Consider the following 26144-nt stretch of genomic DNA (forward strand, 5'->3'; position numbering starts at 1 on the left):
GCTTCCCTCTCTATGAAGTTTGTTAAAGCATTCATTTCTCTGGCCATCGCCATTGGACTTGTGTATCTTTTGGGAAAGCCGCTCGGCCCGGCTCCTGCGCTCGGCCCGTTTCTTAGTCCATTCTCAGGTTTTGGGCAAAATGGTGAGCGCCTTGCTGACCCGAAGAGTGAACTGATCTTAAAGCTCGACAGCTTGCAAAGTGAAGTAACAATACGTTTCGACGATTCGGGCGTGCCTCATATTTTTGCCAAAAATGACTTTGACCTGTTTTACGCACAGGGTTACATTACTGCAAAAGATCGTTTGTGGCAAATGGACCTGCAAACCCGCGCTGCGTCTGGCCGGCTGTCGGAAATTCTAGGGCGGGTAACAATTGAAATGGATCAGCAAAGCAGAAGACTGGGAATGGGTTACGGCGCGGAAGCGAACTTCAAAATTGCGATGAGCGAGCCCCAGTCCCGAACCGCTTTACTTGGCTACACGGCGGGAGTGAATGCCTATATTAATCAGCTTGCACCTAAAGACTACCCAATCGAATTCAAGTTGCTCGGTTACAAGCCCGAACCCTGGAAGCCGATCAATACCCTATATATGCTCGAACAAATGACGCTCACGCTGGCCGGCCGGTCAAACGAAGTCGCTATGACAGAGCTTCTGAAAAAATATGGAAAGGGCGTAATTGATCAAATTTATCCGAATTATCCCCTATTACAGGAAAGTCCGGTTATTCCCTCGGGTACAAAATGGGACTTTGAGCCGCTGACTATCCCTGAAAAAACGGATACTTCTGTTGTATTTCAGTCTGATAATTTATTCAAACGTCCACGCACGGCATTGCCGGAACGGACACCGAAAATAGAAGGGATCGGGAGTAACAACTGGGCGGTGAGCGCAAAAAAATCAATTACCGGCTACCCGATCCTCGCCAACGATCCGCATTTGGAACTCACATTACCGTCAATCTGGTACCAGGTACAGCTGCATTCGCCCGAAATGAATGTATACGGCGTGTCGCTGCCCGGGATTCCGAGTGTGATTATTGGTTTTAATCAAAATGTAGCCTGGGGTGTGACCAATGTGGATGCTGATGTTTTTGACCTCTATAAAATAAAATTCAAGGATGCTTCCCGGTCGCAGTACTGGCATGATAACCAGTGGAAACCGACCAGATCCAGGAAAGAGACGATCTACGTTAAGGGTGAAAAACCTGTGATCGAAGACGTTATCTATACTCATCACGGACCGGTAACAGATTTTGACAATACTGCTGAAAAACTTCCGAACCTTGCATTGAAATGGATCGGGCACGAGCCGGGAAATAGTTTTATGGCCTTTTACCAGCTTAATAAGGCAAAGAATTATGACGATTACCGCGCTGCGATGGCACGTTATGTGGGCCCGGCGCAGAACTTTGTATTTGCCGACAATAGCAAAAATATCGCATTGACGGTCAATGGGAAGTTTCCGGTTAAATATAAGGAACAGGGAAAATTTGTACTCGACGGTACTTCCCCATCAGAAGATTGGCAAGGCTGGATTCCAGCAGCGCAAAATCCATTTGTGAAAAATCCTGAGCGCGGTTTCGTTAGCAGTGCCAACCAGTCGAGTACGGATCCGACTTATCCTTATTATATCAACTGGGTTTTTGCGCCTTCCGAGCGGGGTATAAGGATCAATGAAAGATTAGCGGCGATGTCACAGGCGAATGCGGACAGTCTGCGGTCACTTCAAAACGACAATTTCAGTGTTTTGGCAAGAACCATTTTACCAAAACTACTCGATGTACTTGCTACGACTGCATTATCGCCCGGTGAAAAAGCCGCCAAGATCATCCTGACCAACTGGGACTATCAAAATACACCCAACTCCGTTGCGGCAGCCATCTTTGAAGAATGGGTTCCTGTTTTAAGGAATATGATATGGAGTGACGAGTTCGGCACAGAGCTCCCCACACGTGACCGCACACTGTACCTGATCTTGAAACAACCCAACGAAAAGTGGTTTGACAATATAAATACACCCGAAAAGGAAACGATGAAAGATATCGTTTACAGCAGCTTCAAGTCCACACTGAAAACATTAACCGAACAACACGGCAATATGAGCCCCACGTGGCAGTGGTCGAAAGTGAAAGGTGCGGAGATAAGGCATTTGAGCCGGAGTCTGAAAGCATTCAATGCGCCGCCGATCACGACGGGCGGTGGGAGCGGGATCGTAAATGCGACTACCAAAAGGCACGGGCCGTCGTGGCGAATGGTGGTAGAACTGGGCCCCACACCACGCGCTTACGGTATTTACCCAGGCGGGCAATCGGGCAACCCGGGTAGTCCGTATTACCTCAACCTTTTGGGTAAATGGGAAAAGGGAGAACTCAACGAACTGCTATTCCTGACTTCGCCCGACCAGCAGAATCCCCGCATAACATCCCGGATCACATTCAAAAAGAAATAGGTCGATTATGAATTTCATTATCATTTTGCTGGTCACCGCATTGCTGCAAGTGTTTTCTCCCTGGTGGGTAATAGCAGTGGTTCCTTTTGCAATCCATTTATGGCGACCCACTGCTGCATTCAACTCTTTCTGGATCAGCTTCCTCGCTGTGGGTGCACTTTGGCTGGGCTACGGTTACTATTTACATCTGGTTTCAAATGGCGCTATTTCTGACCGTATCGCGGAGATATTCTTTCTGCCAAACGGACTGCTTCTTCTGTTTGTAAGTGCCGCGATAGGCGGACTGGTAGCCGGTTTTGCAGGACTTTCAGGATTTTTGGTCAGGAATATTTTCACCCGGGAACAAGGTAGCTGATCCTGTAAAAACGATGGTTTTAAGGTCAGGTTTTATTCATTGTACTTAAACACAAATCCTTATCTTTGCGGCTCGTTCAAAAAATATAAACTTTAAAAACGTGAACAATAATACTTCGTTAATCTGGAACATAGTGCTTTCGTTGGCCGTAGCAGTACTTTTTTTCCTTCACTTTTCAGGTAAGCCGTCAGCCGATTCAGGTTCAGTTGCAGATGGTAATGTAGTAGCAGGCCGTAAAACAGTTTATGTTCAGGTAGACTCACTTCTGAAAAATTATGAGTTCTTCAAGGATACCAGAAAAGAACTTGAGAACAAGAATTTCCAACTGGAAAATGAACTGAATACCAAAGGACGTTCATTGCAAAATGAAGTGGCTTTCTTCCAGCAAAAGGCGCAGACTATGACGCCCGAGCAAGCAAGGTCCACAGAAGCGCAGTTGATGAAAAAGCAGCAGGATCTGATGGCATACCGCGATCAGTCGGCGCAGGCACTTGGTCAGGAAGAGGCTAAGAAAAATGAGGAGCTTTACAAAAACATCCGCTCTTACATTGACAAATACAATAAGGAAAATGGCTACGAATTCGTGCTTGGCTATTCGCTGGGCGGTGGTATCCTTTTTGCAAATCCTTCTTTGGATGTAACTCAGAAGATCCTTGACGGATTGAATAAAGAATACAAATCAGACGGTAAGCCAGCAGCAGCTGACTCGACCAAAAAGAAATAAAGATAAGTCTCAGGATAACAAAAAAGCTGGCGGTTCAAATGAACCGCCAGCTTTTTTGTTGGTACTAACTCTAAAAACTAAACTGCGGAAGATGAGAACTTCGCGCCGATATATTCTCTGTTCATACGTGCGATATTCTCCATACTGATCTCTTTCGGGCACTCAGCCGAGCAAGCTCCTGTATTGGTACACGCTCCAAAACCTTCTGCATCCATCTGTGCCACCATTTTCTCGGCACGAATGCTGCGTTCGGCCTGGCCTTGCGGCAACAATGCAAGCTGAGAGATTTTAGCAGAAACAAAAAGCATCGCAGAAGCATTTTTACAAGCAGCTACGCAAGCACCGCACCCGATACAAGCTGCCGCTGAAAATGCATCGTCAGCCGCTTCTTTTGGAATTGGCAAACTATTAGCATCCTGTGCATTACCTGTATTGACAGAGATAAATCCGCCCGCAGAAACAACCCGGTCGAATGCGTCACGGTCAACAACAAGATCCTTAATTACCGGAAAAGCCTGTGCTCTCCACGGTTCAACCACGATGGTATCCCCATCATTAAAGGAACGCATGTGCAGCTGGCAAACAGTAACCCCTCTCAGCGGACCGTGAGGCCGGCCGTTAATGTACATAGAGCAAGATCCGCAAATCCCTTCCCGGCAGTCATGGTCAAATGCCACCGGTTCTTTTCCTTCTTCAATGAGTTGTTCGTTCAACACATCGAACATTTCAAGGAATGACATATCAGGGGAAACGCTATCCAGCTTGTAGTTTTCAAAACCACCCGCTGTCTCTTTATTACTTTGCCTCCAAACTTTCAGAGACAAGCTCATATTTCCTTCCATATCTATCTATATTCTTTACGCTGTGAAAATTGTACACCCGGACAGGATCCGGCCTTATTAATTATTTATAACTCCTCTGGGCAATCTTGATGTTCTCATAGATCAGCTCCTCCTTATGCAATTCCCATTCCTCCGGTCCTTTATGCTCCCAGGCCGACACAAACATGAAGTTTTCGTCGTCCCGCATTGCCTCGCCTTCCTCAGTCTGGTATTCTTCCCGGAAGTGACCGCCACACGATTCATTTCTGGTCAGGGCATCAATGCACATCAACTCTCCTAATTCAATAAAATCGGCCACGCGGTTCGCCTTATCCAGCTCAGGATTGAAGTAGGTAGCTGTTCCCATTACCTTCACATCGCTCCAGAACTCTTCTCTAAGCTGGCGTATTTCTATGATCGCCTCTTTCAATCCCTGCTCGTTACGCGCCATTCCGCATTTATCCCACATGATCTTACCCAGACGACGGTGGAATACTTCAGGAGATGTTTTGCCCTGAATTTTCAATAGTTTTTCAATCCGCTCGCGAACTTCCTGTTCTGTTTTAACAAAAGCTTCGTGTTCGGTAGATATTTTCCCGGTCCTGATCTCATTGGATAGGTAAGATCCGATCGTATAAGGGATCACGAAATAACCATCAGCCAAACCTTGCATCAGCGCCGAAGCTCCCAGACGGTTTGCACCGTGATCCGAGAAATTCGCTTCGCCCAATGCATACAGTCCGGGTACAGTGGTCATTAAGTTGTAATCTACCCAAAGCCCGCCCATTGTGTAGTGAACAGCCGGGTAAATACGCATTGGAACCTGATATGGATCTTCACCTGTGATCTGCTTGTACATATCGAACAGGTTACCATATTTCTCTTTCACAACCGCCTTACCCCAGGCAATAATATCCGAATCGGAGGCATTATGAATGTTATTCTTATTGGCTTCCGCTTTACCATAACGTTCTACCGCGGCAGCAAAGTCAAGGAAAACAGCCAGTTTTGAACTACCTACTCCATAACCTGCATCGCAACGTTCCTTGGCAGCACGCGAAGCGATATCACGCGGCACTAGGTTACCGAATGCAGGGTAACGTCTTTCAAGATAGTAATCACGTTCTTCCTCAGGAATCTCGTTGCCGGGACGTGTATCGTTTTTAGCTTTTGGCACCCATATCCTGCCATCATTACGAAGTGATTCGGACATCAGCGTAAGCTTCGATTGATGCTCTCCTGATACCGGAATACAAGTAGGGTGAATTTGTGTAAAACACGGATTTCCGAAGAATGCGCCACGTTTGTGTGCTTTCCAGGCCGCCGTCACATTGCTACCCATAGCATTCGTCGACAGGTAGAAAACGTTACCATAACCGCCCGAGCAAAGCAATACCGCGTGTGCAGCATGTCTTTCCAGCTCGCCTGTAACCAGGTTACGGGCAATAATACCGCGGCATTTACCATCGATATTTACGATATCCAGCATTTCGTGGCGGTTGTACATTTTTACAGTACCCATACCAACCTGGCGCTGCAAACCTGAATACGCGCCTAGAAGCAGCTGCTGACCAGTTTGACCAGCTGCGTAAAATGTTCTTTGTACCTGGGTTCCACCAAATGACCGGTTAGAAAGCAAGCCGCCATATTCACGCGCAAATGGTACGCCGGCAGCTACGCATTGATCGATAATACTACCTGATACTTCGGCGAGGCGGTGCACATTTCCTTCTCTGGAACGATAGTCACCTCCTTTGATCGTATCATAAAAAAGACGGTAAACCGAGTCACCGTCATTCTGATAGTTTTTTGCTGCATTGATCCCTCCCTGTGCAGCAATTGAGTGCGCACGGCGTGGTGAATCCTGAAAACAAAAGGCTTTTACTGCATATCCCAGCTCTGCCAGCGTGGCAGCGGCAGATGCACCTGCCAAACCGGTTCCTACTACTATTATATCAAGATTACGTTTGTTCGCAGGATTTACCAGAGGTACGGAAGAACGGTATTTACTCCATTTAGTTTCCAGTGGGCCCTGAGGTACTTTGGCATCCAGACGAGAAGAAGTCGCCATATTATTTTTATTTAATCGAAATTTTGAAAAGAAAAAAGAATCACCGGCATTAACCGGCACTCGTTTTATTTAACCCACCCGAGATACATGGAGATTGGCATCAACGCAAAAAGTAGCGGAATAACGATTGAAAATGCTGTTCCTACAAACGAAATGATACCGTTGTATTTCACGTGGTTCCAGCCCAGTGACTGAAATGCGCTTTTGAAACCGTGCAGCAAATGCCAGAACAATGAGATACATCCGCCGACATAGATCAGCACCACCCAGATATTCTGGAAAATGTCCAGCATCATCTGATACAAATTGAGCTCTTCTCCGGTCGCAAACTGATTAGAACGGTTAGGAATCCAGAAATGTGCCGTGTGAATGACCAAAAAGATCAGCAGCAGCGTACCCAGCAAGCCCATACTTCTCGAATACCAGGTACTGTTCGCAGAACGGTTGTTGACAGCATAACCGATCGGACGCGCCTCCCTGTTATTTTTCCAAAGAATAAGACCGTCGGCAATGTGAATAAGGAAGCCGGCAACCAACACGATTTCGAGTGTGCGGATGATCGGGTTCGTACCCATAAAGTGACCCCAATGAGTGAAAGTTTCGCCCCCGTCATTGTAAAAGATCATCGCATTAATGGTCGCATGAATGACCAGAAAGCTAATTAAAAAAAGTCCGGTAAGAGCCATCAGAAGCTTTTTGCCGATAGAGCTCGTTAACGTTTGTGAAAACCACGACATATGAAACACAAATGGTTTTAGTGCAAAAAAATGAGGTATATTTAGAACCTTTCAAAGGTATATCACAAACCGTACCCAGGCAATAAAACGGGTTCATTTTTGCGTAGCAGGCTATTATTTATAATCATTATTGAGAAATTTTGAGTTGTATAAATCAGGTGCTAATCAATGTATTTACCATAGATTTAAACACATAAAAAACCGCGTTTGTTTCCTTTATTTACACACATTTTGAGTCAAATATTTCGTTGAGACTTATGATCAGGCAAAATTCCCAATCTCTATGTCACTTACTTTACGATCCCTCCTAACTTTTATCTGTTTTACAGTACTTCTTTTTTCAGTTTCACAGGTCAAAGCCACCCACTTTCGGGCGGGGGAAATTACTGCAAAACGCATATCCGGCCTGACTTACCAGATCACGCTTTCCGCCTATTTCGACGTCTCGCCTCCGGGTAAAACCGCGGCGGATGCAGCAACTTTTGTGGAATTTTATTTTGGTACAGACGGCCCCAAGAGAGTTGAACGGGGCACCGTTCGTAATATCGGCAATAATACTACTTACAACGAGTATGTCACCACATACACTTTCCCTTCTGCCAACCCTTACCAGATCTCCGTAAGAATGGAGAACCGGAATGCCAGCACTTTGAACCTCAATAATGGAGTTGCCACTGATCGACTTAACTTCTTCGTCCACAGCACATTGGAGATCAATGCACAGTTCGGCAGCAACCAAACGCCCGTCCTCCTGAATCCACCTATTGATGTAGCTGCGGTTGGACAACGGTATATTCATAACCCAAATGCATTCGATGCCGACGGCGACAGCCTAGCCTATAAGCTCTTCACACCCCAACAAAGCAGCGGGGGCGGACGTGGTGTAAATATTGACTATAAACATCCGAATTTGATTGGTGGTCCCGGACAGACTGAAAACGGCGCCACACCCGCTACTTTCACACTTGATGAAAGAACCGGCGATCTTGTTTGGGACGCACCGACTATGAAGGGGCAATATAATATAGCATTTATCGTGGAGGAATGGAGGGACGGTGTATTGATCGGCCAGATCGTCCGGGACATGCAGATATTGGTGGAAGACGCCCGTAACGACCGGCCTTTAATGGACCCGCTGCCTGACCTGTGCGTGGAGGCTGGTACTTTTATTAACCAGCAGATCAAAGCCACTGATAAAAATGGCGATCGGCTTACATTGACTTCAACGGGTGGGGTGTACCAAAATGGTTTGATCAAACCTGCTTTGGCCGCATTCAATGTGCCCCAGCAAGGTTCCCAGAATACGGTCACCGGCCAGTTTACCTGGCAGACTTCCTGCGACCACATCCGCCTTGAACCTTATGATGTGCTTTTCAAAGTAGAAGACTCGCCTGCCCCAGGAACGCCCAACCCAGGCCTGTTCCGAAAGCTGGTGGATATGACCACTCTGAGCATTAAGGTTTATGGGCCCAAGCCCACCGGCCTGCGGGCAGTGGCCGCTACCGACCCGGCAGGGACGGCTTACCGCCTCAACTGGGATGCCTATAAGTGCCTGGTGAACGGCGCAAGGGTTGTTATTTACAGAAAAGAAGGCTGTACCGATATTCCCGAAGACGTTTGTATCACTGGTATCCCTGCTGGTTCCGGGTATGAAGAAGTAGGGCGCGTGCCGGTTACCCAGACTACTTTTCTGGACAATAATGGCGGCGACGGTCTTCGCCCGGGCGTTTCTTACAGCTACCGCCTGGTGGTGCTTTTCCCAAGGCCGGGAACTACCGGTACTGAGCCGGGAAGCCTGGTAGGTGGCGGAGAAAGTATGGCCTCAGACGAATTCTGTCTCAAACTGCCTATTTTAATGCCGGTTATCACCAATGTTACCGTCGATTCTACCAGTGAGACAAGGGGTGTGATTACGGTTAAATGGATTAGGCCAGCTGCGCCTTCCGGCCTGCCAGCACAATACCGCCTGTTCCGCGCGACCGGCCAGAGCGGGACTGCATTTACACTGGTCTCAACGATCAATACCAATCTGGTAGCAGGCGCGCCCGATACCATTTTTGTCGACCGTGGATTGAATACCCAGGTCAACCCGTACAACTACAAGCTTGAATACTGGACTACACAAAACGGGCAGCTGGTCAAGTTTGATGAAACCGAAACAGCCAGCAGTGTCCGCCTTGAACAAGGCGCGGCCGAGCCGACCCGCGTTCGTATCAACTGGTCTGCGCTGGTCCCCTGGGACAACGCCAACCGCGTGCACAGAGTGTACCGCGAGGACAAAACCCGGCCAGGCACATTCAACCGCATTGCAGACGTGCCCGTGGGCCCGAGCCAGAACTTTACATTTACAGATGATGGCGTGGACAGGTATGCCGCCGATGGTACGGTCAATGTGACGATCGTCAACGATTCGACCTATTGCTACAAAGTAGAAACGGTGGGCTCTTACAACAACAGCCAGATCCGGCCGGCGGTACTTTACAACTTCTCGCAGATCCTGTGCGTGTCTTCTTCGGATACCACCAAGCCTTGCCCGCCGGTACTGGCGCTCGACCCGCTTAACTGCGATTCGCTCAATGCGCACCCGGATGCATTCTGCGACTCCCCTACTTTTACCAACCACCTTTCCTGGACTTATCCTCAGCAGGTGGACGGAAAAGAATGCGACCCGAACGTTTCGGCTTACAAGGTCTACTATGCCCGTTATGAAGATGAAACGCCGGGCCTGATCGCCACGGTCACTATCCCTCCTGCGCCGCTGGCCACCACTTACGACCACGCCGGGCTTACTTCTTTTGCAGGGTGCTATTATGTGACGGCAGTCAACAGGTTTGGGACTGAGAGCGCGCCGAGCAATATCGTCTGCAAGGACAACTGCCCGATGTATGTGCTGCCCAATGTGTTTACGCCAAACGGGGATTCTAAAAATGACATCTTCCAGCCTTACGAATGCCCCGCATTTGTGCAGTCGCTCGAATTCAGGGTTTTCAACCGCTGGGGGGCAAAAGTGTTCTCGACCAATGACGTCAATATCAACTGGAATGGGAAAACCAATGCTGGAAAAGACCTTGCGGCGGGACAGTACTACTACGAAGTGACCGTCTATTTTGAATCTTCCAAAAAACAAAGCGACCCCACTACCATCAAAGGATGGGTGCAGCTGCTCAGGTAGGAATTCCTAGATATCAGGTTTAAGAGGTCGGGTTTGGTTGATGAAGCTATTTTATAAGTGTACATAAACACATATATTCGCTTCGGAGGGTGCACATTTTTGCTTTAAATTTTCGTTCATAAGAACAGTTGAAGGATTATTTAACGGTACCTGGCAACCTCTATCCAACTAGCTTGATTCTGATATCTATGCGCTCTTCTTTACGAATCTTAACATATATCTTTTCAATTTGTCTGTTGCTGACGAGTTTTGAAGCAATGGCAACGCACATCCGGGCCGGCGAAATTACAGCCAGAAGAATTTCAGGCCTGACTTATGAGCTCAAACTGACTGCATATTTCGATATGCAAAACGGTGAAGGTGCTGCCGACGCTCAGAATTCGATATTCTTTACAATTGGAAATGTTCGGTCTACCGGCACACCTGTGATCCTGGAAGCGCCGCGCGTTGAACGTGTGCCACCGGATATTGGCAACAATACGACCCGAAATACTTACATTCTCAACTACACTTTCCCCACTGCGGCAGCCTACCGGATATCATTTGAAGAGGATAACCGGAACAATGGGATTCTTAATATCGGCCCGCCTCCGACGCAAAGTCTTAACTTTTATGTAAGTACTATTCTTGAAATCAATCCGCAGTTCGGCGCAAATCAAACGCCCGTTCTTCTCAATGCGCCTATTGATTTGGCAGCTGTGGGACAGCGGTATATCCATAATCCAAATGCATTCGACGCCGATGGGGACAGCCTTGCCTATCGTCTTTTTGTTCCACAGCAAAGCGGCGTAAACGGTGCGGGAGTTAATTTACAATATGTAAATCCAAATCAGATCGGAGCTCCCGGCCAAACGGAAGGTGGTGCATCGCCTGCCACATTCAGCCTCAACGAGGTAACCGGTGACCTGATCTGGGATGCGCCTGTTACGAAGGGATATTATAATGTGGCTTTTACCGTAGAAGAATGGCGGGACGGGGTTCTGATTGGGCGGATTGTAAGGGATATGCAGATCATCGTCGACGACGCCCGTAACGACCGGCCTTTGATGGACCCGCTGCCTGACCTGTGCGTGGAGGCTGGTACTTTTATTAACCAGCAGATTAAAGCCACTGATAAAAATGGCGACCGGCTTACATTGACTTCAACGGGTGGGGTGTACCAAAATGGTTTGATCAAGCCTGCTTTGGCCGCATTCAATGTGCCCCAGCAAGGTTCCCAGAATACGGTCACTGGCCAGTTTACCTGGCAGACTTCCTGCGACCACATCCGCCTCGAACCTTATGATGTGCTTTTTAAAGTAGAAGACTCGCCTGCCCCAGGAACGCCCAACCCGGGACTCTTCCGGAAGCTGGTGGATATGACCACTTTGAGCATTAAAGTGTACGGACCCAAACCCACCGGCCTGCGCGCTGTGGCCGCTACCGACCCGGCAGGGACAGCTTACCGCCTCAACTGGGATGCCTATAAGTGCCTGGTGAATGGCGCAAGGGTTGTTATTTACAGAAAAGAAGGCTGTACCGATATTCCAGAAGACGTGTGTATCACTGGTATCCCTGCTGGTTCCGGGTATGAAGAAGTAGGGCGCGTGCCGGTTACCCAGACTACTTTCCTGGACAATAATGGTGGCGATGGTCTTCGGCCGGGCGTTTCTTACAGCTACCGCCTGGTGGTGCTTTTCCCAAGACCGGGTACTACCGGGACTGAGCCGGGAAGCCTGGTAGGTGGCGGGGAAAGTATGGCCTCAGACGAATTCTGTCTCAAACTGCCTATTTTAATGCCTGTTATCACCAATGTTACCGTCGATTCTACCAGTGAGACAAGGGGTGTGATTACGGTTAAATGGATCAGGCCAGCTGCGCCTTCCGGCCTGCCAGCGCAGTACAGACTGTTCCGCGCGACCGGTCAGAGCGGGACTGCATTTACATTGGTTGCTACGATCAATACCAACCTGGTAGCAGGCGCGCCCGATACCATTTTTATCGACAGGGGTTTGAATACCCAGGTCAACCCATACAATTACAAGCTTGAATACTGGACTACACAAAACGGGCAGCTGGTCAAGTTTGATGAAACCGAAACAGCCAGCAGTGTCCGCCTTGAACAGGGCGCTGCCGAACCTACCCGCGTGCGGATCAACTGGTCTGCGCTGGTCCCCTGGGACAACGCCAACCGCGTGCACAGGGTGTACCGCGAGGACAAAACCCGGCCAGGCACATTCAACCGCATTGCCGACGTGCCCGTGGGCCCAAGCCAGAACTTTACATTTACTGATGATGGCGTAGACAGGTATGCCGCCGATGGCACGGTCAATGTGACGATTGTCAACGATTCGACCTATTGCTACAAAGTAGAAACGGTGGGTTCTTATAATAACAGCCAGATCAGGCCGGCAGTACTTTACAACTTCTCGCAGATCCTGTGCGTGTCTTCTTCGGATACCACCAAGCCTTGCCCGCCGGTGCTGGCGCTCGACCCGCTCAACTGCGATTCGCTCAATGCGCACCCGGATGCTTTCTGCGACTCCCCTACTTTTACCAACCACCTTTCCTGGACTTATCCACAGCAGGTAGACGGAAAAGAATGCGACCCGAATGTTTCGGCTTACAAGGTATATTATGCCCGTTATGAAGATGAAACGCCGGGCCTGATCGCCACGGTCACTATCCCTCCTGCGCCGCTGGCCACCACTTACGACCACGACGGGCTTACTTCTTTTGCAGGGTGCTATTATGTGACGGCAGTCAACAGGTTTGGGGCTGAGAGCGCGCCGAGCAATATCGTCTGCAAGGACAACTGCCCGATGTATGTGCTGCCCAATGTGTTTACGCCAAACGGGGATTCTAAAAATGACATCTTCCAGCCTTACGAATGCCCCGCATTTGTGCAGTCGCTCGAATTCAGGGTTTTCAACCGCTGGGGGGCAAAAGTGTTCTCGACCAACGATGTCAATATCAACTGGAACGGGAAAACCAATGCTGGAAAAGACCTCGCGGCGGGACAGTACTACTACGAAGTGACAGTCTATTTTGAATCATCCAAAAAACAAAGCGACCCTACTACCATCAAAGGATGGGTACAGTTGCTTAGGTAGGTGATCTTTTTTCTTTCGAATGCAATTATTTCCTTTGTAGCCCGCACAGCTTGTGCGGGCTTTTTATTTTCGTTGTAAACAAACTAAAATCCAGCACGATGAAGAGGGCATATATCTTTCCCGGACAGGGATCTCAGTTTAAAGGAATGGGGCTTGATCTTTACCAGTCGTCCGATTCGGCAAAGGCGCTTTTTGAAAAAGCCAATGAAGTATTAGGCTTCGATATTACCAAAATCATGTTTGAAGGAACCGATGAGGAGCTCAAACAAACGAATGTGACGCAGCCTGCGATTTTTATACACTCCGTGATTTTGGCAAAGATCAATACCGATTTTAACCCAAAGATGGTAGCCGGGCATTCACTGGGCGAGTTCTCCGCATTGGTAGCTGCCGGTACGCTTTCTTTCGAAGAGGGACTTGAACTTGTTGCAAAACGCGCGGACGCTATGCAGAAAGCCTGCGAGATCCGCCCGTCTACAATGGCTGCTATTCTCGGGCTTGCTGACAATGTGATCGAGGAAATTTGTGCAGGCATTACGCATAAGATTGTCGTACCTGCTAATTACAACTGTCCCGGCCAGGTCGTAATATCCGGCTCGGTAGAAGGTGTTGAAAAGGCTTGCGAACTATTGAAGGCAGCGGGCGCAAAAAGAGCATTGATTTTGCAGGTAGGCGGCGCTTTTCACTCGCCATTGATGGAGCCGGCACGACAAGAACTGGCAGATGCGATCCACGCAGCGCAATTTGAACCCCCTATTTGCCCTGTTTACCAAAATGTAAATGCGAAACCTGCAACAGAAGTTACGGTGATCAAAGAGAACCTGATCGCACAGCTGACTTCCCCTGTAAGATGGACGCAATCCATTGAGCAGATGGTCGCTGACGGTGCAGAAGTGTTCATAGAATGCGGCCCTGGAAAGGTGTTGCAAGGCCTGGTAAAGAAGATCGCAAATACGGTCGAAGTACAAAGTATTTAATTTTTTTTACGCAAAAGCTTGACAACTTAGTCTCGTCACATTACTTTTGCACCACTGTTTACGGTTTTGGCCGATGGTGTAATGGTAACACAGGACATTTTGGTTGTCTTATTCAGGGTTCGAGTCCTTGTCGGCCAACAGTAACTTAAAGAGCTCAGTTTTCTGAGCTCTTTTTTTGTGCCTTCCTTTTTAAGAATGTGTACAAATTAGAATATGAAATCCCCCACTACGAGCCAGAAACACGCATTCTAACGAAATTTAGCGGTATTAGGATACGAATATCAAGTTTCGGTGACTTGTAGCATTTGGATTGTATAAAATTTCCAGATGAAATATTACATTTATATGTTTTAACCTAAATGCACCCCGTATGAAAATTGAAAAAGTTAAGAAGCGCGACCGCGAGCGCACCAAGAGCAAAATCCTTAAAGCTGTTGGCGAAGTAATTGAACAGCACGGTACCGAAAAGGTTGGCGTGAACCTTATTGCCCGCACGGCCGGAGTAAATAAAGTGCTGATTTACAGGTACTTCGAAAGTGTCGACGGCCTGATGGAGCAATATGTGAGATCGGGCGAATACACTTCGACGACAAGTATGGATTACATCGACAATATCCCTACACTGAGCCCCGAAGAGCGTGGAAAAGCACTTAATGACCTAATGCAGACTTTTTTAAAAGACCTGCGTGAAAGGAAAGCGACGCGCGACCTGCTAAGATGGGAGATCGGTACGGGTAAGTCGATGTTGTCTGATGCGCGAAACCAGGTCGCAGCCAAGATCCTGACCAAGATCGGCGATCTGCCGAATTACAGCGATACCAACGCGCTCGTATCATTTCTGTCGGCCGGAATCTATTTCATGACCATTTCTACCGACTACCGGCAAAAAATGATCGATGTAGACCTGCATTCCGACGAAGGCTGGCAGCGTATCGAAAAGGTTATTGAGCATATCATCATGGATATCCGGGAATAGCATAGTTACAGTTAATCCCTATTATAAATTAACCGTAAACTATATTTGCGCATCAATATGATAATACCGATACCTTTTGATTAAAGCCTGTGCATTGCACGAAAGGCTACGGGCTGAAAAATATGAGTGTTCTTAAAAAATTAGCTGGTGAAACTGCCACATACGGTATCAGCACAATGCTGGGCCGGTTTCTGAATTACCTGCTGGTAGCACTTCATACAGACCTGTTTGAGCCCGACCAAATTGCAGCACAGGGACAAATGTACGCCTACGCCGGCCTGGCTATGGTACTTTATACATTTGGAATGGAAACCGCTTTCTTCCGTTTTGCACGTCAGGAAGCCGATAGAACAACCTACTATAATCTCATTTTAAGCGCAGTAATGATTGTCAGCCTGTTTTTTTCCGGGCTGATTTTCATTTTTGCGACGGATGCAGCCCAAGCGATCCGATACCCTGAAAGCGTATCCATTGTCAGGATGTTCGCTATCATTATGGCGATTGATGCGATCGTGGCAATTCCATTCGCCAAGCTGCGACTGGAAGGGAAGGGTAAAAAATTCGTGGTAGTGCGTGTCGCAAATATCCTTGTCAACATCTTCCTCAATATCTTTTTCCTGATTATTTGCCGGGATATTCACGCCGGGAAATATCTGGATTTTTTAAAGCCTTTCATCGACCTTTTCTACAATCCCGAACACGCCCCGGATTATATTGTTTTGGCCAATCTGATCGCTAACCTACTTTTCTTCTGGTGGTTACGCCAGGAATTTTACGGATTTCGGTTTGTATTCAACAAAACACTTTTTCAGCCGGTCTGGGTGTATGCATTTCCGATTTTGATCATGAATGCAGGCGGGATCCTGAACATGCTTTTTGACAGGACATTTATCCAGTTCCTGCTACCAGAAGGTTTCTATCCTGGACAAAGTAAAAAAACGTCGATCGGGATCTATGTGCAGTGCTATAAGCTCTCTATTTTCATGAACCTGGCGATCCAGGCATTTAAATATGCCGCAGAACCTTTCTTTTTCTCACAAGGAGAAGACAAAAATGCGCCGCCGATATTCGCGAAGGTTACCAAATACTTCATCATTATCTGCACGCTGATGTGGGTCGGGATCTCGCTCAACCTGGATCTTTTTGCAGAACTGTTTTTGAAGCAGAAAATCTACCACCAAGGCTTGCCAGTTGTGCCGTGGCTGCTGGCTGGGTATCTGTTTTTGGGGGTATATTACAATGTGGCAACGTGGTTTAAGTTGACCGACAACACGCAGTTCGGCACCTGGTTTACGCTGATTGGCGCAGGTATTACAATCGCATCAAGCTTTTTGCTGGTGCCACGGATCGGCTATCTGGGTTTTGCGATTGCATTCGCATTGTCGGGCTTTGTGATGCTGGCGCTTTGCTATTACTACGGACAAAAGTATTATCCGGTGCCTTACGATGTAAAATCGGCTTTGGGTTATTTTGGAGTAGGTACACTGCTGATCTGGGCTTCTTCGCAGTTCAGTATTGCGGAGCTGTGGATGTCAGTAACTATCCATATTGGATTGTTCGCAGTATTTGCCGCCTTCGTTTTTATGATTGAAAGAAAGAATCTCCCATTTTTCAGAAAGCAATAATGCTGATCAACGCTCCATTTCCCTGAGCAGCTTATTGGAGAAGAGAAATTCTTTCAGTTCGGGTACATCGGTTTTAATAATATCAGAACTGATTCCTTCCCACAATTTATCTCCCTGGTACAAAAACATGATATTCTGCCCGATCTCCATTACGGAGTTCATATCGTGCGTGATGATGATCGTGGTGATCTGATACTCTTCGGTAATCTCCGCGATCAGCTCGTCAATTTTTACAGATGTAAGCGGATCGAGGCCGGAGTTGGGCTCATCGCAAAAGAGGTACATCGGGTTCATAACGATCGCGCGCGCGATGCCTACCCGCTTTTTCATCCCGCCGCTGATCTCCGAGGGCATTCTTTTGGCGGCAGCTTCCAAACCTACGCGCTGCAAGCAGAATGCAACCCTGTCCTGCTTTTCCTGAACGCTCTGATCCGTCAGCATATCCAATGGAAACCGCACGTTCTCTTCGACTGTTTTAGAATCAAAAAGCGCCCCGCCCTGGAAAAGTACGCCCATCTCCCGGCGGATCGATTGCTGCACTTCTTTATCGCTATTGTAAAAATCTCGGCCATTGTACAGCACATTCCCCTTGTCGGGTTTCACGAGGCCGATCATGCATTTCAGTAAAACGCTTTTCCCGGTACCACTGCCGCCAATAATCAGGTTTGTTTCACCTTTTTTAAAAGTGGAAGTGATTCCCTTTAAAACCTCTTTACCATTGAAAGACTTACTGATATTATTTATTTCAATCATTGTCTACAAAAATGAGCGTTCCGGCTATTACAGAAGCAATTGCGCAAGCAGGTAATCTGCAACTAAAACAGAAATACAGCTATTTGTAACCGCACCCGTGCTCGCTTTCCCTACTTCCAATGCGCCGCCTTGTGTGAAATAACCCTTGAATGAAGATATTGTCGCAATCAGGAAACCGAAAACAAACGGTTTTACACACATAAAAAAGATATTATACGGAACAAAAGAATCCCGGATCCCATTCAGATAATCCCTCTCCGTGATCACCCCAGTCAATGTTCCTGCCATGTAACCGCCGAAAATATTTAAAAACCCGGCGAAAATAACGAGCATAGGAAACGTCAGCATCGCGGCTAGCACCTTTGGCAACACGAGATAAGACGCTGAGTTAATGCCCATTACTTCCAATGCGTCCACCTGCTCGGTGATCCGCATGGTACCCAGTTCACTGGCGATATTGGAACCCACTTTTCCCGCGAGAACGATACAGGTGATGGTCGGCGCAAGTTCAAGTATCGACATATCGCGCACAATCAACGCCACCGTGGAAATGGGGATGATAGGACTAACAAGGTTATATGCCGTTTGGATACACGAAACCGCCCCGATAAATGTGGAAACGATAGCTACAATGAAAACAGAACTCACCCCGATGCCCACGCACTCTTCCATCAGCCGCCGCCAGTAAACCGACAGCTTTTCTCCCTTCCCGAAGAGCATTCCTAAAAAAATAAAGTATTTCCCGATTACGGACATAATCTTAATAGTATTCAATATTTTCGGGAAAATTAGGCAAAAAAAGAAGCATTCAGAAAAATGAATCCATTAGCGGTAGTTACCGGAGGAACAAAAGGAATCGGGCGGGCGGTAATTGAGCAATTTTCGGCGGAGGGATTTGATATTATTACCTGCGCAAGAGACGAAAACGACTTGCAGGAACTGAAAGAAGCACAGACTTCAAAATATCCGCATTCACAGCTTTTCATATTCCGCGCCGACCTATCGGTAAAGGAGGAGTTGAATGCATTTATTGATTTTATTAAATCGAAAAACCGTGCGGCAGACGTACTAATTAACAACACCGGCGTATTTATTCCGGGCCAAGTCCACAACGAGCCGGACGGGATTTTGGAAAAGACGATCGAGACGAATGTGTATAGTGCATATTACCTCACACGGGCTCTTTTATCGGAAATGATGGACAGGAAAAAGGGTCATATTTTTACACTCTGCTCCACCGCCAGCATCATTGCATACCCCAACGGAGGCTCCTATTGTATCTCGAAATTTGCGCTTTACGGTATGACAAAAGTGCTCAGAGAGGAAATGAAGCCACATCAGGTAAAGGTCACCGCGGTACTTCCGGGCGCGACGCTTACCGACAGCTGGAAAGGCACCACGTTGCCGGAAGACAGGTTTATTGACGCCAAAGATGTGGCGGAAGCGATCTGGTCAACCTATTCACTTTCGGGGCGCACGGTGGTGGAGGAAATTTTGATCCGGCCGCAGCTGGGAGACCTTGATTGATAGTGTACGTAGCGCAATTTTTACTAAATTGCCACATTTTTAAAATTATTTATTAAACCTCTAACTTGTTTCATGGAACAATACCTCGGCATAGACGTGGGCGGTACTAACGTAAAAATGGGAATCGTTGACGCTACGGATGGGAGAATTTCAAATTTTTACAGCCATGATACCGCCAGCTGGCGCACCTCAGGACATTTCATAGAACGTTTAGGTGATGCGATCGCATTGCAGCTTGTCGAATATCCCGAGGTAAAGAAGGTAGGAATCGGTGTTCCGGGGCTCACAACCCGAGATAGAACTACACTGATCGAAATCACTGCAATTCCTGAAATTGACGGTATCGCAATCGTTCCTGACCTGAAAACAAGATTTCCAAATCACGACTTTTATCTGGAAAATGACGCCAACGCAGCTGCTTTGGGCGAATATTATTTTGGAGAAGACAAACTTCCTGAGGACTACATTTTCGTAACACTCGGTACCGGAATCGGCGGCGCGGCTATTATTGACAAGAAAGTATTCAAAGGCGGCGGCGGTAACGCGATGGAACCCGGGCACGTACCTTCGAAAAACGGCAAGGTTTTAGAGCGGAATATCGGCAAAAAGGAACTGCTTGACCTCGCCAATACCATGCGCGCCAACTATACAGGTACCACACAGTTACCAGCAGACGGTACGATTTCTACCACCGGCCTGGTTGCTGCGGCTTCCGGCGGCGATGAACTTGCAAAGCAGGTTTTCACTGAAATGGGCTACCTGCTCGGCGAAGGTTTGGTTTCAATGGTGCGTATCCTCGACATTACAACTATTTTGATCGGCGGTGGTATTTCTGCTTCGTTTGAATTTATTTTGCCCGCCATTAACGAACGTTTCAAATACTGGCTAACTCCATATTATTTGAAAACCATTACAGTGAAACGCGCTACCTTAGCAAATGATGCGGGTCTGCTTGGCGCTGCTTCTCTGTGTTTTGATTAAGAAAAGAGCCATTTAAAATAAAAATATCAATTCTAGGCATTTAATTCCGGATGAAATTATCAGTAATAGTTCCTGCTTACAACGAAGAAAAAACAATCTGGAAAGTACTGGATAAGCTTAAATCTGTTGAATTAATAAGTGGCTTTCAAAAAGAAATTGTGATCGTGAACGATTGCTCTTCGGACAATACGGAGGGAGTCGCGCAGCGGTTCATCGCTGAAAACCCGCAATTGGAAATCAGCTATTTCCGCCACGAGGTCAATCAGGGGAAAGGCGCTGCATTGCATACAGGCTTTCGTCGTGCGACGGGCGACTACATTATCGTGCAGGATGCAGACCTTGAATATGATCCGCAGGAGTTTAATATTTTGTTAAAACCGGTTGTCGACGGATATGCCGACGTGGTTTACGGTTCCCGGTTTATGGGAGGCCGGCCGCACCGGATCCTGTTCTTCTGGCACACGATTGGCAACAAATTCCTGACGTTTCTGAGCAATATGTTTACCAATCTGAATCTCACAGATATGGAAACATGTTACAAACTATTCCGCTCAGATTTATTGAAAAACCTTTCACTCCACGAAAAAAGATTTGGTTTTGAGCCTGAGGTAACTGCGAAAATTTCCAAGATTCCAAAGATCAGAATTTACGAAGTAGGTGTATCTTATTATGGTCGTACCTACGAAGAAGGGAAGAAAATCAACTGGAAAGACGGTTTCCGCGCCTTGTACTGCATTGTTCGGTACGGGCTGGGAAGTTAAGGTTCTTGTTCAGGTAAATATTAAAGTACGAATAGAAACGCCGGATTCCTGATCAGTTTCCGGCATTTTTGTTTGTACTATCTTGAAGAAATGGGACTCAGATCGAAACGTCCGGTTCTATACGCTATCCGATATACGTTAGCCGGAACTATTGTTTGATGATTTTTTGGCTGATCGGGTTCTTCCCTGACTGATCAACTGATAGAATATAAAGTCCCGCGGGTAGAAAAGTTACATTGGCTTGATAATGATTTTCAGACTTCAATTCCGCTGAATGCACCGCTTTTCCTGCCGCATTGAAAAGCGAAATCGTTCCAGTGACAGGATTTCTAAATTCAACACTCAGAAAATCAGCAACAGGATTTGGGTATATCTTCCAAAACAACGCATTTCCCGAAGGCTCAACCGAAAGCAGCGGAAGCATTTTCACGGAAGTAGTTTTTACCTGAGATTCCGAAGCCTTGCTAAATGCCTGAATACGATAGCTGTACGTTTCGTCGGGAGCTACATTTTTATCTTCGTAAGAAAGTGCTTTCCCGTCATAATCCTCAACCGGAGCATAGCCAGCATCTCCCGGACCTTTTCTTTCGAAAACGAAACTTTCAGCGCCGGCTGATTCCCACGAAACAATTACAGTTCCAGCGTCAGACTCTTTTGCTTGAAAAACAGGAAATATCAGTGCATCTGCAATAGGAAGCTCCTGAAATGAAAATGCGCCGAGATCGCGCTTATTTTTCAAAAACGGTCCGTAGTAGGTATCGACTTTCTCTCCTTTGTAAGCAGGCAAATACGTTAGGTTCTTCGCTGCTGAGGCACTATTTAATTTTAAAATAACAACATTTTTGCTGGCTGTACCCGAGGTAATATCCGCTGGTTTGGTCTCATCACCGTCAAAGAAAAAAACGTCTTTCAGACCTTTCAAAAACTTAGAACCTTTTACATCCTCCACAAGGGTATCTTTTGGCCACACCAAACTTTGTCCGGCGTCGAAATAGAGCTTGATCTCATCCTTTTTCTCAGAAGAATAGAACACTTTCTGCACATCCGGACAAGCGACATTGCTGGTGTCGGTAGATCCGTAATACATTGGCTGGATAAATTCAAAAAACCTTCTTCCCATTTCCTGGTAGCCCGCCAAACTGTAATGGATACCATCAAATCCGGGCATTCCATTTACATTAAAATGGTCGGTTTTGGGGTAGATATATTTCGTTTTCCGCTGAAACTCGCGGATTTTACCGGCTTCATAAAACGGGTTGAACAAAACCGGAATCTGTACGACAATGTATTTTTCTACCTCAGGATAATCCGTTTGCCAGTATTTGAAAAGTTTATCATACTGCTGGTCGTAATTTTTAATATCCTCAATCGCTTCCTGTTCGCCCTGGTACCAGAAAAATGCGCGGATACGCTTCGGCCTCGCCGCTTTGATTCTTCGGTAAAGCAGCCCATATAAGGTAGCCGAAGCAGGATCCTGCGCGTTTCTATCCACGTGGTAAGAAATATATGAACCCGGCAAAGCGCCATTGATCACGCAAGTGGGGATACTGTCTTTTTCGAGAATGCGTTTTTGCAATTCCACTCCCCACGCGCCGGCATAGGGCCACGACCAGGAGGAAGGAATCCACAAAGTATCGCCTATTCCTATTGACGGATTCCCGTCGGGAATGCGGGCGATTGTACGCGCATATTTGTTTGTCCAGCTTCCAAAATGTGTGGCAGCTGCATTGGATTGGCCGCTGATCACATAAAAATCTCCCGCCACTACATCCGTTCGCTTGACGATCAGCACCGAATCCGCGGATTTGCAGGCGTAAATGGCAAAATCATAATCCGCCATTTCTGCTTTGATCGTCGGTTTCATGTCGAATGAAGCCGAGCTCTGTCCGCCGTAAATCAGCGTATCCTTGTGGTAACCAATGCGTTTGTTGTTTCGGAAAGTAACCACCGACATGTGTTCCCAGCCCGTCGCTTCGATCTTTCCTGCAATCTGTACTTCGGCAGTATTATCATCTTCCCGCGCATACAGCTGCATATCTTTCGGGAGCTTATTAAATGCGACTGCAAAAAATCGCTGACCGGATGCTATTTGCGAGCTAAAAATCAGCAGCAAGAGCAAAGTGAAAAGTTTGTGTGTAAAATTCATCTCATTCAAAAACTCTGGTAGTTCTAAAATGTATTATCAATAAATCTGATTCTATTACTTGCTACTCAATGCCAATTCTTCCGACCTTGAAAGAGACCAATGTGCATTAAACATTGCAAGAAACCACAATGCCATGATAACCGGCAAGGAATATTTATCCCACGACAGCTGTGCTTTACCTAACAGCAAAATATTGAATGCGACCATCCAGCTGGCGAGATTAAAATGAGGCGAGAAAAACCGCATTAAAGTGATCAGTGCCAGCAACCCGAAGCAGATTTGCTTTAATAGCCCACTTATCCCCACAGTCATAAAAGCCTGATCTATATAACCCATATATGGCCACGTGAAGTATGGATTGTAAGCCTGTTTGGCAGGAGAGAAGAATATGATCGAAGCGATCAGCAGAATGAAGCCGATAAATAACTTAGGATATACCCTTGGAAACCGAACCAGGTAACGCAACTTTCCAGTCACCAACATTTCAGGGATCACATAATATACCGCGATCACGACCGAGGAATACAGCAGGTAGCCGAAATTATATTGGACCAGCTTATCAGAATCATAATGCTGCTGCGCCATCACGGCGGCCGGCGCCGGGCCTTTCCATAAAATCACCCAGGGTACAATGCTCAACACAGCCAAAACATAGTACAGCCAGGTTTTTTCATTGAAAATGCTTTTTATAAGCAAACCAATATCAGTAGTCTTTTTGAACCGCTCGAAAATTTCATAAGCAACAACAGCAGCCGGAAAAGCAAGCATATATTGCCGGCAGCACACCGCGGCGATGAACAATAGCATTCCCGCCCAATGCGCGCGTTTCAAATAAGCGACGGTTCCGGCGAGTACAAAAAACATCGCAAAAATGTCGGTATAATAGTAAACACTCACGAGGTAATAGTTGGGAAAAAGCAGCAATCCCGCAAGACAAAGCCAGAAACGCCTGCTCTGCCCGGGGCTATTCCACACGAAAAGCATAAGTAATGCAAAGCTTGTGAATGCAGTGAGCAACCGCAACGGCTGAATAGCCTCACCAAACAAGTTAACAATCCAGCCTCCCAGAATAAACGGAATAGGTGTATTGAGCTCATTATAGCTTTTCAGCAGGTCGAGCGAAGGAACAGGTTCGTTGCTGAAAAAGATCGCAGCAGGCAGATAGTGGAATTCATCCTGGTATAACCCTACTGTAAATCTGTCTTTTATAAAAAAAACCGCGACGAAAAGTGCGACAAGAAATATAGTTACGTAAAGCTTTCTTGAATTCATAAATCAAATGAAATTAACCTCTGCATTCAGGGAGATCCCAAATTTAGATTTTACAGACTCCTGGATTTGCTCAGACAACTGTTTGATTTCGTGACCGGTACCACCTCCGTAGTTGACAAGCACAAGCGCCTGCTTTTCGTGAACACCTACATTGCCTGTCCGGTAACCCTTCCAGCCCGCCTGCTCGATCAGCCAGCCCGCAGGTACTTTAACAGTCTGATTATCAACAGGATAACCTGGTATATTGGGATTGTTTTTTCTCAATTCTTCAAATACCCCAACTGGAATTTCCGGGTTCTTAAAAAAGCTGCCTGCGTTGCCTATTTTAGCAGGATCAGGTAGTTTGCTGCGCCTGATCTGCATGATCGCCTCGCTCACATCGCGGATCGTCGGCTCGGTGACGTTCATTTCAAGCAGCGTTTTCTGCACATCGCCGTAACCTACATTGAGATTCGGTTTTTTAGACAAAATAAAATTAACGCCTGTAATCACATATTGATCCTTTGCCTCTTTTTTGAAAATGCTTTCGCGATAGCCAAAGCGGCACTCTTCTTTCGAAAATATCCTGGTTTCGCCCGAATCTATGGAAACTGCCTCGACAGATTCAATGACATTTTTAACCTCAACACCGTAAGCACCAATATTTTGCATTGGTGCAGCGCCGACACTTCCGGGAATCAGCGAGAGGTTTTCCACGCCGGCATACCCTTTTTCCACACAATACATCACGAATGCATGCCAGCCTTCGCCCGCGCCCACTTTCAGCCGGATATTGGCTTCATCTTCGCTTATTTTCTCGATTCCGGTGATCTGCACGTGCAGTACGAGGGCATTTATATTTTGGGTAAATAAAATATTACTGCCGCCGCCCAGAATAAATTTTGGCTTTTGTTTCCACTCGGGATCGGTCAGAATCGCCTTTAATTCCGTTAAAGAAGTGACCTCCGCAAAATAGCCCGCAGTCGACTCGAGGCCGAAAGTATTGTAATTGCGAAGCGGGTAATTGGCTTGAATTTGCATTGATAATGTGAATAACGTTGGTAAAGTTAGGTATTACATTCAAAACTATGTGGTATGGCGATTCATCCTTTTTTGCTTAAGTTTGCGGGTTCAGTCACCACTATTGGCTATATGAAGCTGAAAAAGAATCCCTTATTAGTATTGCTGCTTATCGTCCTCGCCGCTTCCGGATGTGCTAAAAAGACGGTCGTGAGTGCTTCCAGCGGAGAGTATAAAGAGGATCTGTCAGCAGTGCGGCCGCGCTATGAATATGTTGAGCCGGTGTTCGAAAAACCAGAACCGGAAGCTGCACCCAGGAAAAACACTGCACCGAAAACAGACGTCGATAAGCCGCTGTATGTCAATAAAAAACTGGAAACGGCGCTCGATACCCTTTCAAAGCACAACAAATCTGTCCGGTACATTAATGGTTTCAGGATTCAGATCTATGTCGGCAATGTGCGGCAGGAAGCTGACGGGGCCAAAACTTACATTTACCAGACTTTTCCCGACCTCAATCCATACGTTTCCTATTCTCAACCTACCTACCGCGTGAAGGTTGGGGATTTTATGTACCGAAGTGACGCAGAGCAATACCTTGATATGATCAAAGACCAATACGCATCCGCAGTGATACTTGCCGATCGTGTTGATATCAAGAGAAGCCTCATGGTGAATCCATCTGCGGAAAGAAACTAACCGAA

At 46.9% G+C, this 26144-nt stretch carries 20 protein-coding genes and 1 tRNA gene; 13 read left to right on the plus strand and 8 right to left on the minus strand.

The window, feature by feature from the left end; translation table 11 throughout:
* Window positions 1-12: 12 nt before the first annotated feature.
* From KOD92_RS18425 to KOD92_RS18435, 3 genes are all read left to right on the plus strand, one after another.
* Complete coding sequence (locus KOD92_RS18425; RefSeq protein ID WP_215235054.1) at window positions 13-2451, plus strand: penicillin acylase family protein; 2439 nt, start codon at window positions 13-15, stop codon at window positions 2449-2451.
* A 7-nt stretch (window positions 2452-2458) separates the two neighbouring features.
* On the plus strand, window positions 2459-2806 hold the full coding sequence (locus KOD92_RS18430) for a hypothetical protein (protein ID WP_215235055.1): 348 nt from the start codon (window positions 2459-2461) through the stop codon (window positions 2804-2806).
* Window positions 2807-2906: 100 nt separating this feature from the next.
* Entirely contained in the window at window positions 2907-3530 is a 624-nt protein-coding gene (locus tag KOD92_RS18435; protein ID WP_215235056.1) for an OmpH family outer membrane protein, read from the plus strand.
* Window positions 3531-3607: 77 nt separating this feature from the next.
* Here the strand turns inward: KOD92_RS18435 and KOD92_RS18440 are convergent, their stop codons facing one another.
* From KOD92_RS18440 to KOD92_RS18450, 3 genes are all read right to left on the minus strand, one after another.
* Complete coding sequence (locus KOD92_RS18440) at window positions 3608-4360, minus strand: succinate dehydrogenase/fumarate reductase iron-sulfur subunit (protein ID WP_215235219.1); 753 nt, start codon at window positions 4358-4360, stop codon at window positions 3608-3610.
* A gap of 73 nt (window positions 4361-4433) precedes the next feature.
* Entirely contained in the window at window positions 4434-6422 is a 1989-nt protein-coding gene (locus tag KOD92_RS18445) for a fumarate reductase/succinate dehydrogenase flavoprotein subunit (protein ID WP_215235057.1), read from the minus strand.
* Window positions 6423-6487: 65 nt separating this feature from the next.
* Window positions 6488-7159 carry a succinate dehydrogenase cytochrome b subunit gene (locus KOD92_RS18450; protein WP_215235058.1) on the minus strand — a complete coding sequence of 224 codons (672 nt, stop codon included), beginning with the start codon at window positions 7157-7159 and terminating at the stop codon, window positions 6488-6490.
* Between the two features lie 283 nt (window positions 7160-7442).
* On the opposite strand from KOD92_RS18450, the gene KOD92_RS18455 reads away from it, so the two are divergent.
* The 6 genes from KOD92_RS18455 (at window position 7443) to KOD92_RS18480 (ending at window position 17001) form a co-directional block, all read left to right on the plus strand.
* Entirely contained in the window at window positions 7443-10331 is a 2889-nt protein-coding gene (locus KOD92_RS18455) for a T9SS type B sorting domain-containing protein (RefSeq protein ID WP_215235059.1), read from the plus strand.
* A 257-nt stretch (window positions 10332-10588) separates the two neighbouring features.
* Window positions 10589-13423: a T9SS type B sorting domain-containing protein gene (locus KOD92_RS18460; RefSeq protein ID WP_215235060.1), complete on the plus strand. Its 2835-nt coding sequence runs from the start codon at window positions 10589-10591 to the stop codon at window positions 13421-13423.
* Between the two features lie 98 nt (window positions 13424-13521).
* Window positions 13522-14400 (plus strand): ACP S-malonyltransferase, encoded by an 879-nt coding sequence (gene fabD, locus KOD92_RS18465; protein ID WP_215235061.1) that lies wholly within the window; start codon window positions 13522-13524, stop codon window positions 14398-14400.
* Window positions 14401-14467: 67 nt separating this feature from the next.
* Window positions 14468-14538 (plus strand) — tRNA-Gln (locus KOD92_RS18470).
* Between the two features lie 232 nt (window positions 14539-14770).
* On the plus strand, window positions 14771-15376 hold the full coding sequence (locus KOD92_RS18475; RefSeq protein ID WP_215235062.1) for a TetR/AcrR family transcriptional regulator: 606 nt from the start codon (window positions 14771-14773) through the stop codon (window positions 15374-15376).
* Between the two features lie 122 nt (window positions 15377-15498).
* Window positions 15499-17001, plus strand: a complete 1503-nt coding sequence (locus tag KOD92_RS18480) for a lipopolysaccharide biosynthesis protein (RefSeq protein ID WP_215235063.1) — start codon at window positions 15499-15501, stop codon at window positions 16999-17001.
* 6 nt (window positions 17002-17007) lie between these two features.
* Here the strand turns inward: KOD92_RS18480 and KOD92_RS18485 are convergent, their stop codons facing one another.
* Both KOD92_RS18485 and KOD92_RS18490 read right to left on the minus strand, forming a co-directional pair.
* Window positions 17008-17754 (minus strand): ABC transporter ATP-binding protein, encoded by a 747-nt coding sequence (locus KOD92_RS18485; RefSeq protein WP_215235064.1) that lies wholly within the window; start codon window positions 17752-17754, stop codon window positions 17008-17010.
* Window positions 17755-17781: 27 nt separating this feature from the next.
* Window positions 17782-18510 (minus strand): MlaE family ABC transporter permease, encoded by a 729-nt coding sequence (locus KOD92_RS18490; protein ID WP_215235065.1) that lies wholly within the window; start codon window positions 18508-18510, stop codon window positions 17782-17784.
* A gap of 60 nt (window positions 18511-18570) precedes the next feature.
* Between KOD92_RS18490 and KOD92_RS18495 the strand changes: the two genes are divergently transcribed.
* The 3 genes from KOD92_RS18495 (at window position 18571) to KOD92_RS18505 (ending at window position 21023) form a co-directional block, all read left to right on the plus strand.
* Window positions 18571-19281, plus strand: a complete 711-nt coding sequence (locus KOD92_RS18495; RefSeq protein ID WP_215235066.1) for an SDR family oxidoreductase — start codon at window positions 18571-18573, stop codon at window positions 19279-19281.
* 72 nt (window positions 19282-19353) lie between these two features.
* The gene (locus tag KOD92_RS18500; protein ID WP_215235067.1) at window positions 19354-20262 is read left to right on the plus strand and encodes an ROK family protein; all 909 of its coding nucleotides are present in this window, start codon (window positions 19354-19356) and stop codon (window positions 20260-20262) included.
* A gap of 50 nt (window positions 20263-20312) precedes the next feature.
* Window positions 20313-21023, plus strand: coding sequence for a glycosyltransferase family 2 protein (locus KOD92_RS18505; RefSeq protein WP_215235068.1), 711 nt, complete (start codon window positions 20313-20315; stop codon window positions 21021-21023).
* 148 nt (window positions 21024-21171) lie between these two features.
* Here KOD92_RS18505 and KOD92_RS18510 read toward each other — a convergent pair whose 3' ends face one another.
* The 3 genes from KOD92_RS18510 to murB are packed head-to-tail and all read right to left on the minus strand — an operon-like array spanning window position 21172 to window position 25461.
* The gene (locus tag KOD92_RS18510; RefSeq protein ID WP_215235069.1) at window positions 21172-23169 is read right to left on the minus strand and encodes a T9SS type A sorting domain-containing protein; all 1998 of its coding nucleotides are present in this window, start codon (window positions 23167-23169) and stop codon (window positions 21172-21174) included.
* A 54-nt stretch (window positions 23170-23223) separates the two neighbouring features.
* Window positions 23224-24441: a Dol-P-Glc:Glc(2)Man(9)GlcNAc(2)-PP-Dol alpha-1,2-glucosyltransferase gene (locus KOD92_RS18515; protein WP_215235070.1), complete on the minus strand. Its 1218-nt coding sequence runs from the start codon at window positions 24439-24441 to the stop codon at window positions 23224-23226.
* A 3-nt stretch (window positions 24442-24444) separates the two neighbouring features.
* On the minus strand, window positions 24445-25461 hold the full coding sequence (gene murB / locus KOD92_RS18520; RefSeq protein ID WP_215235071.1) for a UDP-N-acetylmuramate dehydrogenase: 1017 nt from the start codon (window positions 25459-25461) through the stop codon (window positions 24445-24447).
* 54 nt (window positions 25462-25515) lie between these two features.
* On the opposite strand from murB, the gene KOD92_RS18525 reads away from it, so the two are divergent.
* Window positions 25516-26139 (plus strand): SPOR domain-containing protein, encoded by a 624-nt coding sequence (locus KOD92_RS18525; protein ID WP_215235072.1) that lies wholly within the window; start codon window positions 25516-25518, stop codon window positions 26137-26139.
* Window positions 26140-26144: the final 5 nt, after the last annotated feature.

Origin of the sequence: Dyadobacter linearis (assembly GCF_907165045.1) — a bacterium.
Lineage (GTDB): Bacteria > Bacteroidota > Bacteroidia > Cytophagales > Spirosomataceae > Dyadobacter > Dyadobacter linearis.

What these genes read in the sequence shown, in the direction of transcription:
- KOD92_RS18440 (WP_215235219.1), bottom strand. Translation starts at nt 4,360, where the DNA reads ATGAGCTTGTCTCTGAAAGTTTGGAGGCAAAGTAATAAAGAGACAGCG.
- KOD92_RS18505 (WP_215235068.1), top strand. Translation starts at nt 20,313, where the DNA reads ATGAAATTATCAGTAATAGTTCCTGCTTACAACGAAGAAAAAACAATC.
- KOD92_RS18495 (WP_215235066.1), top strand. Translation starts at nt 18,571, where the DNA reads ATGAATCCATTAGCGGTAGTTACCGGAGGAACAAAAGGAATCGGGCGG.
- fabD (WP_215235061.1), top strand. Translation starts at nt 13,522, where the DNA reads ATGAAGAGGGCATATATCTTTCCCGGACAGGGATCTCAGTTTAAAGGA.
- KOD92_RS18455 (WP_215235059.1), top strand. Translation starts at nt 7,443, where the DNA reads ATGTCACTTACTTTACGATCCCTCCTAACTTTTATCTGTTTTACAGTA.
- KOD92_RS18450 (WP_215235058.1), bottom strand. Translation starts at nt 7,159, where the DNA reads ATGTCGTGGTTTTCACAAACGTTAACGAGCTCTATCGGCAAAAAGCTT.
- KOD92_RS18475 (WP_215235062.1), top strand. Translation starts at nt 14,771, where the DNA reads ATGAAAATTGAAAAAGTTAAGAAGCGCGACCGCGAGCGCACCAAGAGC.
- KOD92_RS18525 (WP_215235072.1), top strand. Translation starts at nt 25,516, where the DNA reads ATGGCGATTCATCCTTTTTTGCTTAAGTTTGCGGGTTCAGTCACCACT.
- KOD92_RS18515 (WP_215235070.1), bottom strand. Translation starts at nt 24,441, where the DNA reads ATGAATTCAAGAAAGCTTTACGTAACTATATTTCTTGTCGCACTTTTC.
- KOD92_RS18425 (WP_215235054.1), top strand. Translation starts at nt 13, where the DNA reads ATGAAGTTTGTTAAAGCATTCATTTCTCTGGCCATCGCCATTGGACTT.
- KOD92_RS18485 (WP_215235064.1), bottom strand. Translation starts at nt 17,754, where the DNA reads ATGATTGAAATAAATAATATCAGTAAGTCTTTCAATGGTAAAGAGGTT.
- murB (WP_215235071.1), bottom strand. Translation starts at nt 25,461, where the DNA reads ATGCAAATTCAAGCCAATTACCCGCTTCGCAATTACAATACTTTCGGC.
- KOD92_RS18500 (WP_215235067.1), top strand. Translation starts at nt 19,354, where the DNA reads ATGGAACAATACCTCGGCATAGACGTGGGCGGTACTAACGTAAAAATG.
- KOD92_RS18490 (WP_215235065.1), bottom strand. Translation starts at nt 18,510, where the DNA reads ATGTCCGTAATCGGGAAATACTTTATTTTTTTAGGAATGCTCTTCGGG.
- KOD92_RS18510 (WP_215235069.1), bottom strand. Translation starts at nt 23,169, where the DNA reads ATGAATTTTACACACAAACTTTTCACTTTGCTCTTGCTGCTGATTTTT.
- KOD92_RS18445 (WP_215235057.1), bottom strand. Translation starts at nt 6,422, where the DNA reads ATGGCGACTTCTTCTCGTCTGGATGCCAAAGTACCTCAGGGCCCACTG.
- KOD92_RS18430 (WP_215235055.1), top strand. Translation starts at nt 2,459, where the DNA reads ATGAATTTCATTATCATTTTGCTGGTCACCGCATTGCTGCAAGTGTTT.
- KOD92_RS18480 (WP_215235063.1), top strand. Translation starts at nt 15,499, where the DNA reads ATGAGTGTTCTTAAAAAATTAGCTGGTGAAACTGCCACATACGGTATC.
- KOD92_RS18460 (WP_215235060.1), top strand. Translation starts at nt 10,589, where the DNA reads ATGGCAACGCACATCCGGGCCGGCGAAATTACAGCCAGAAGAATTTCA.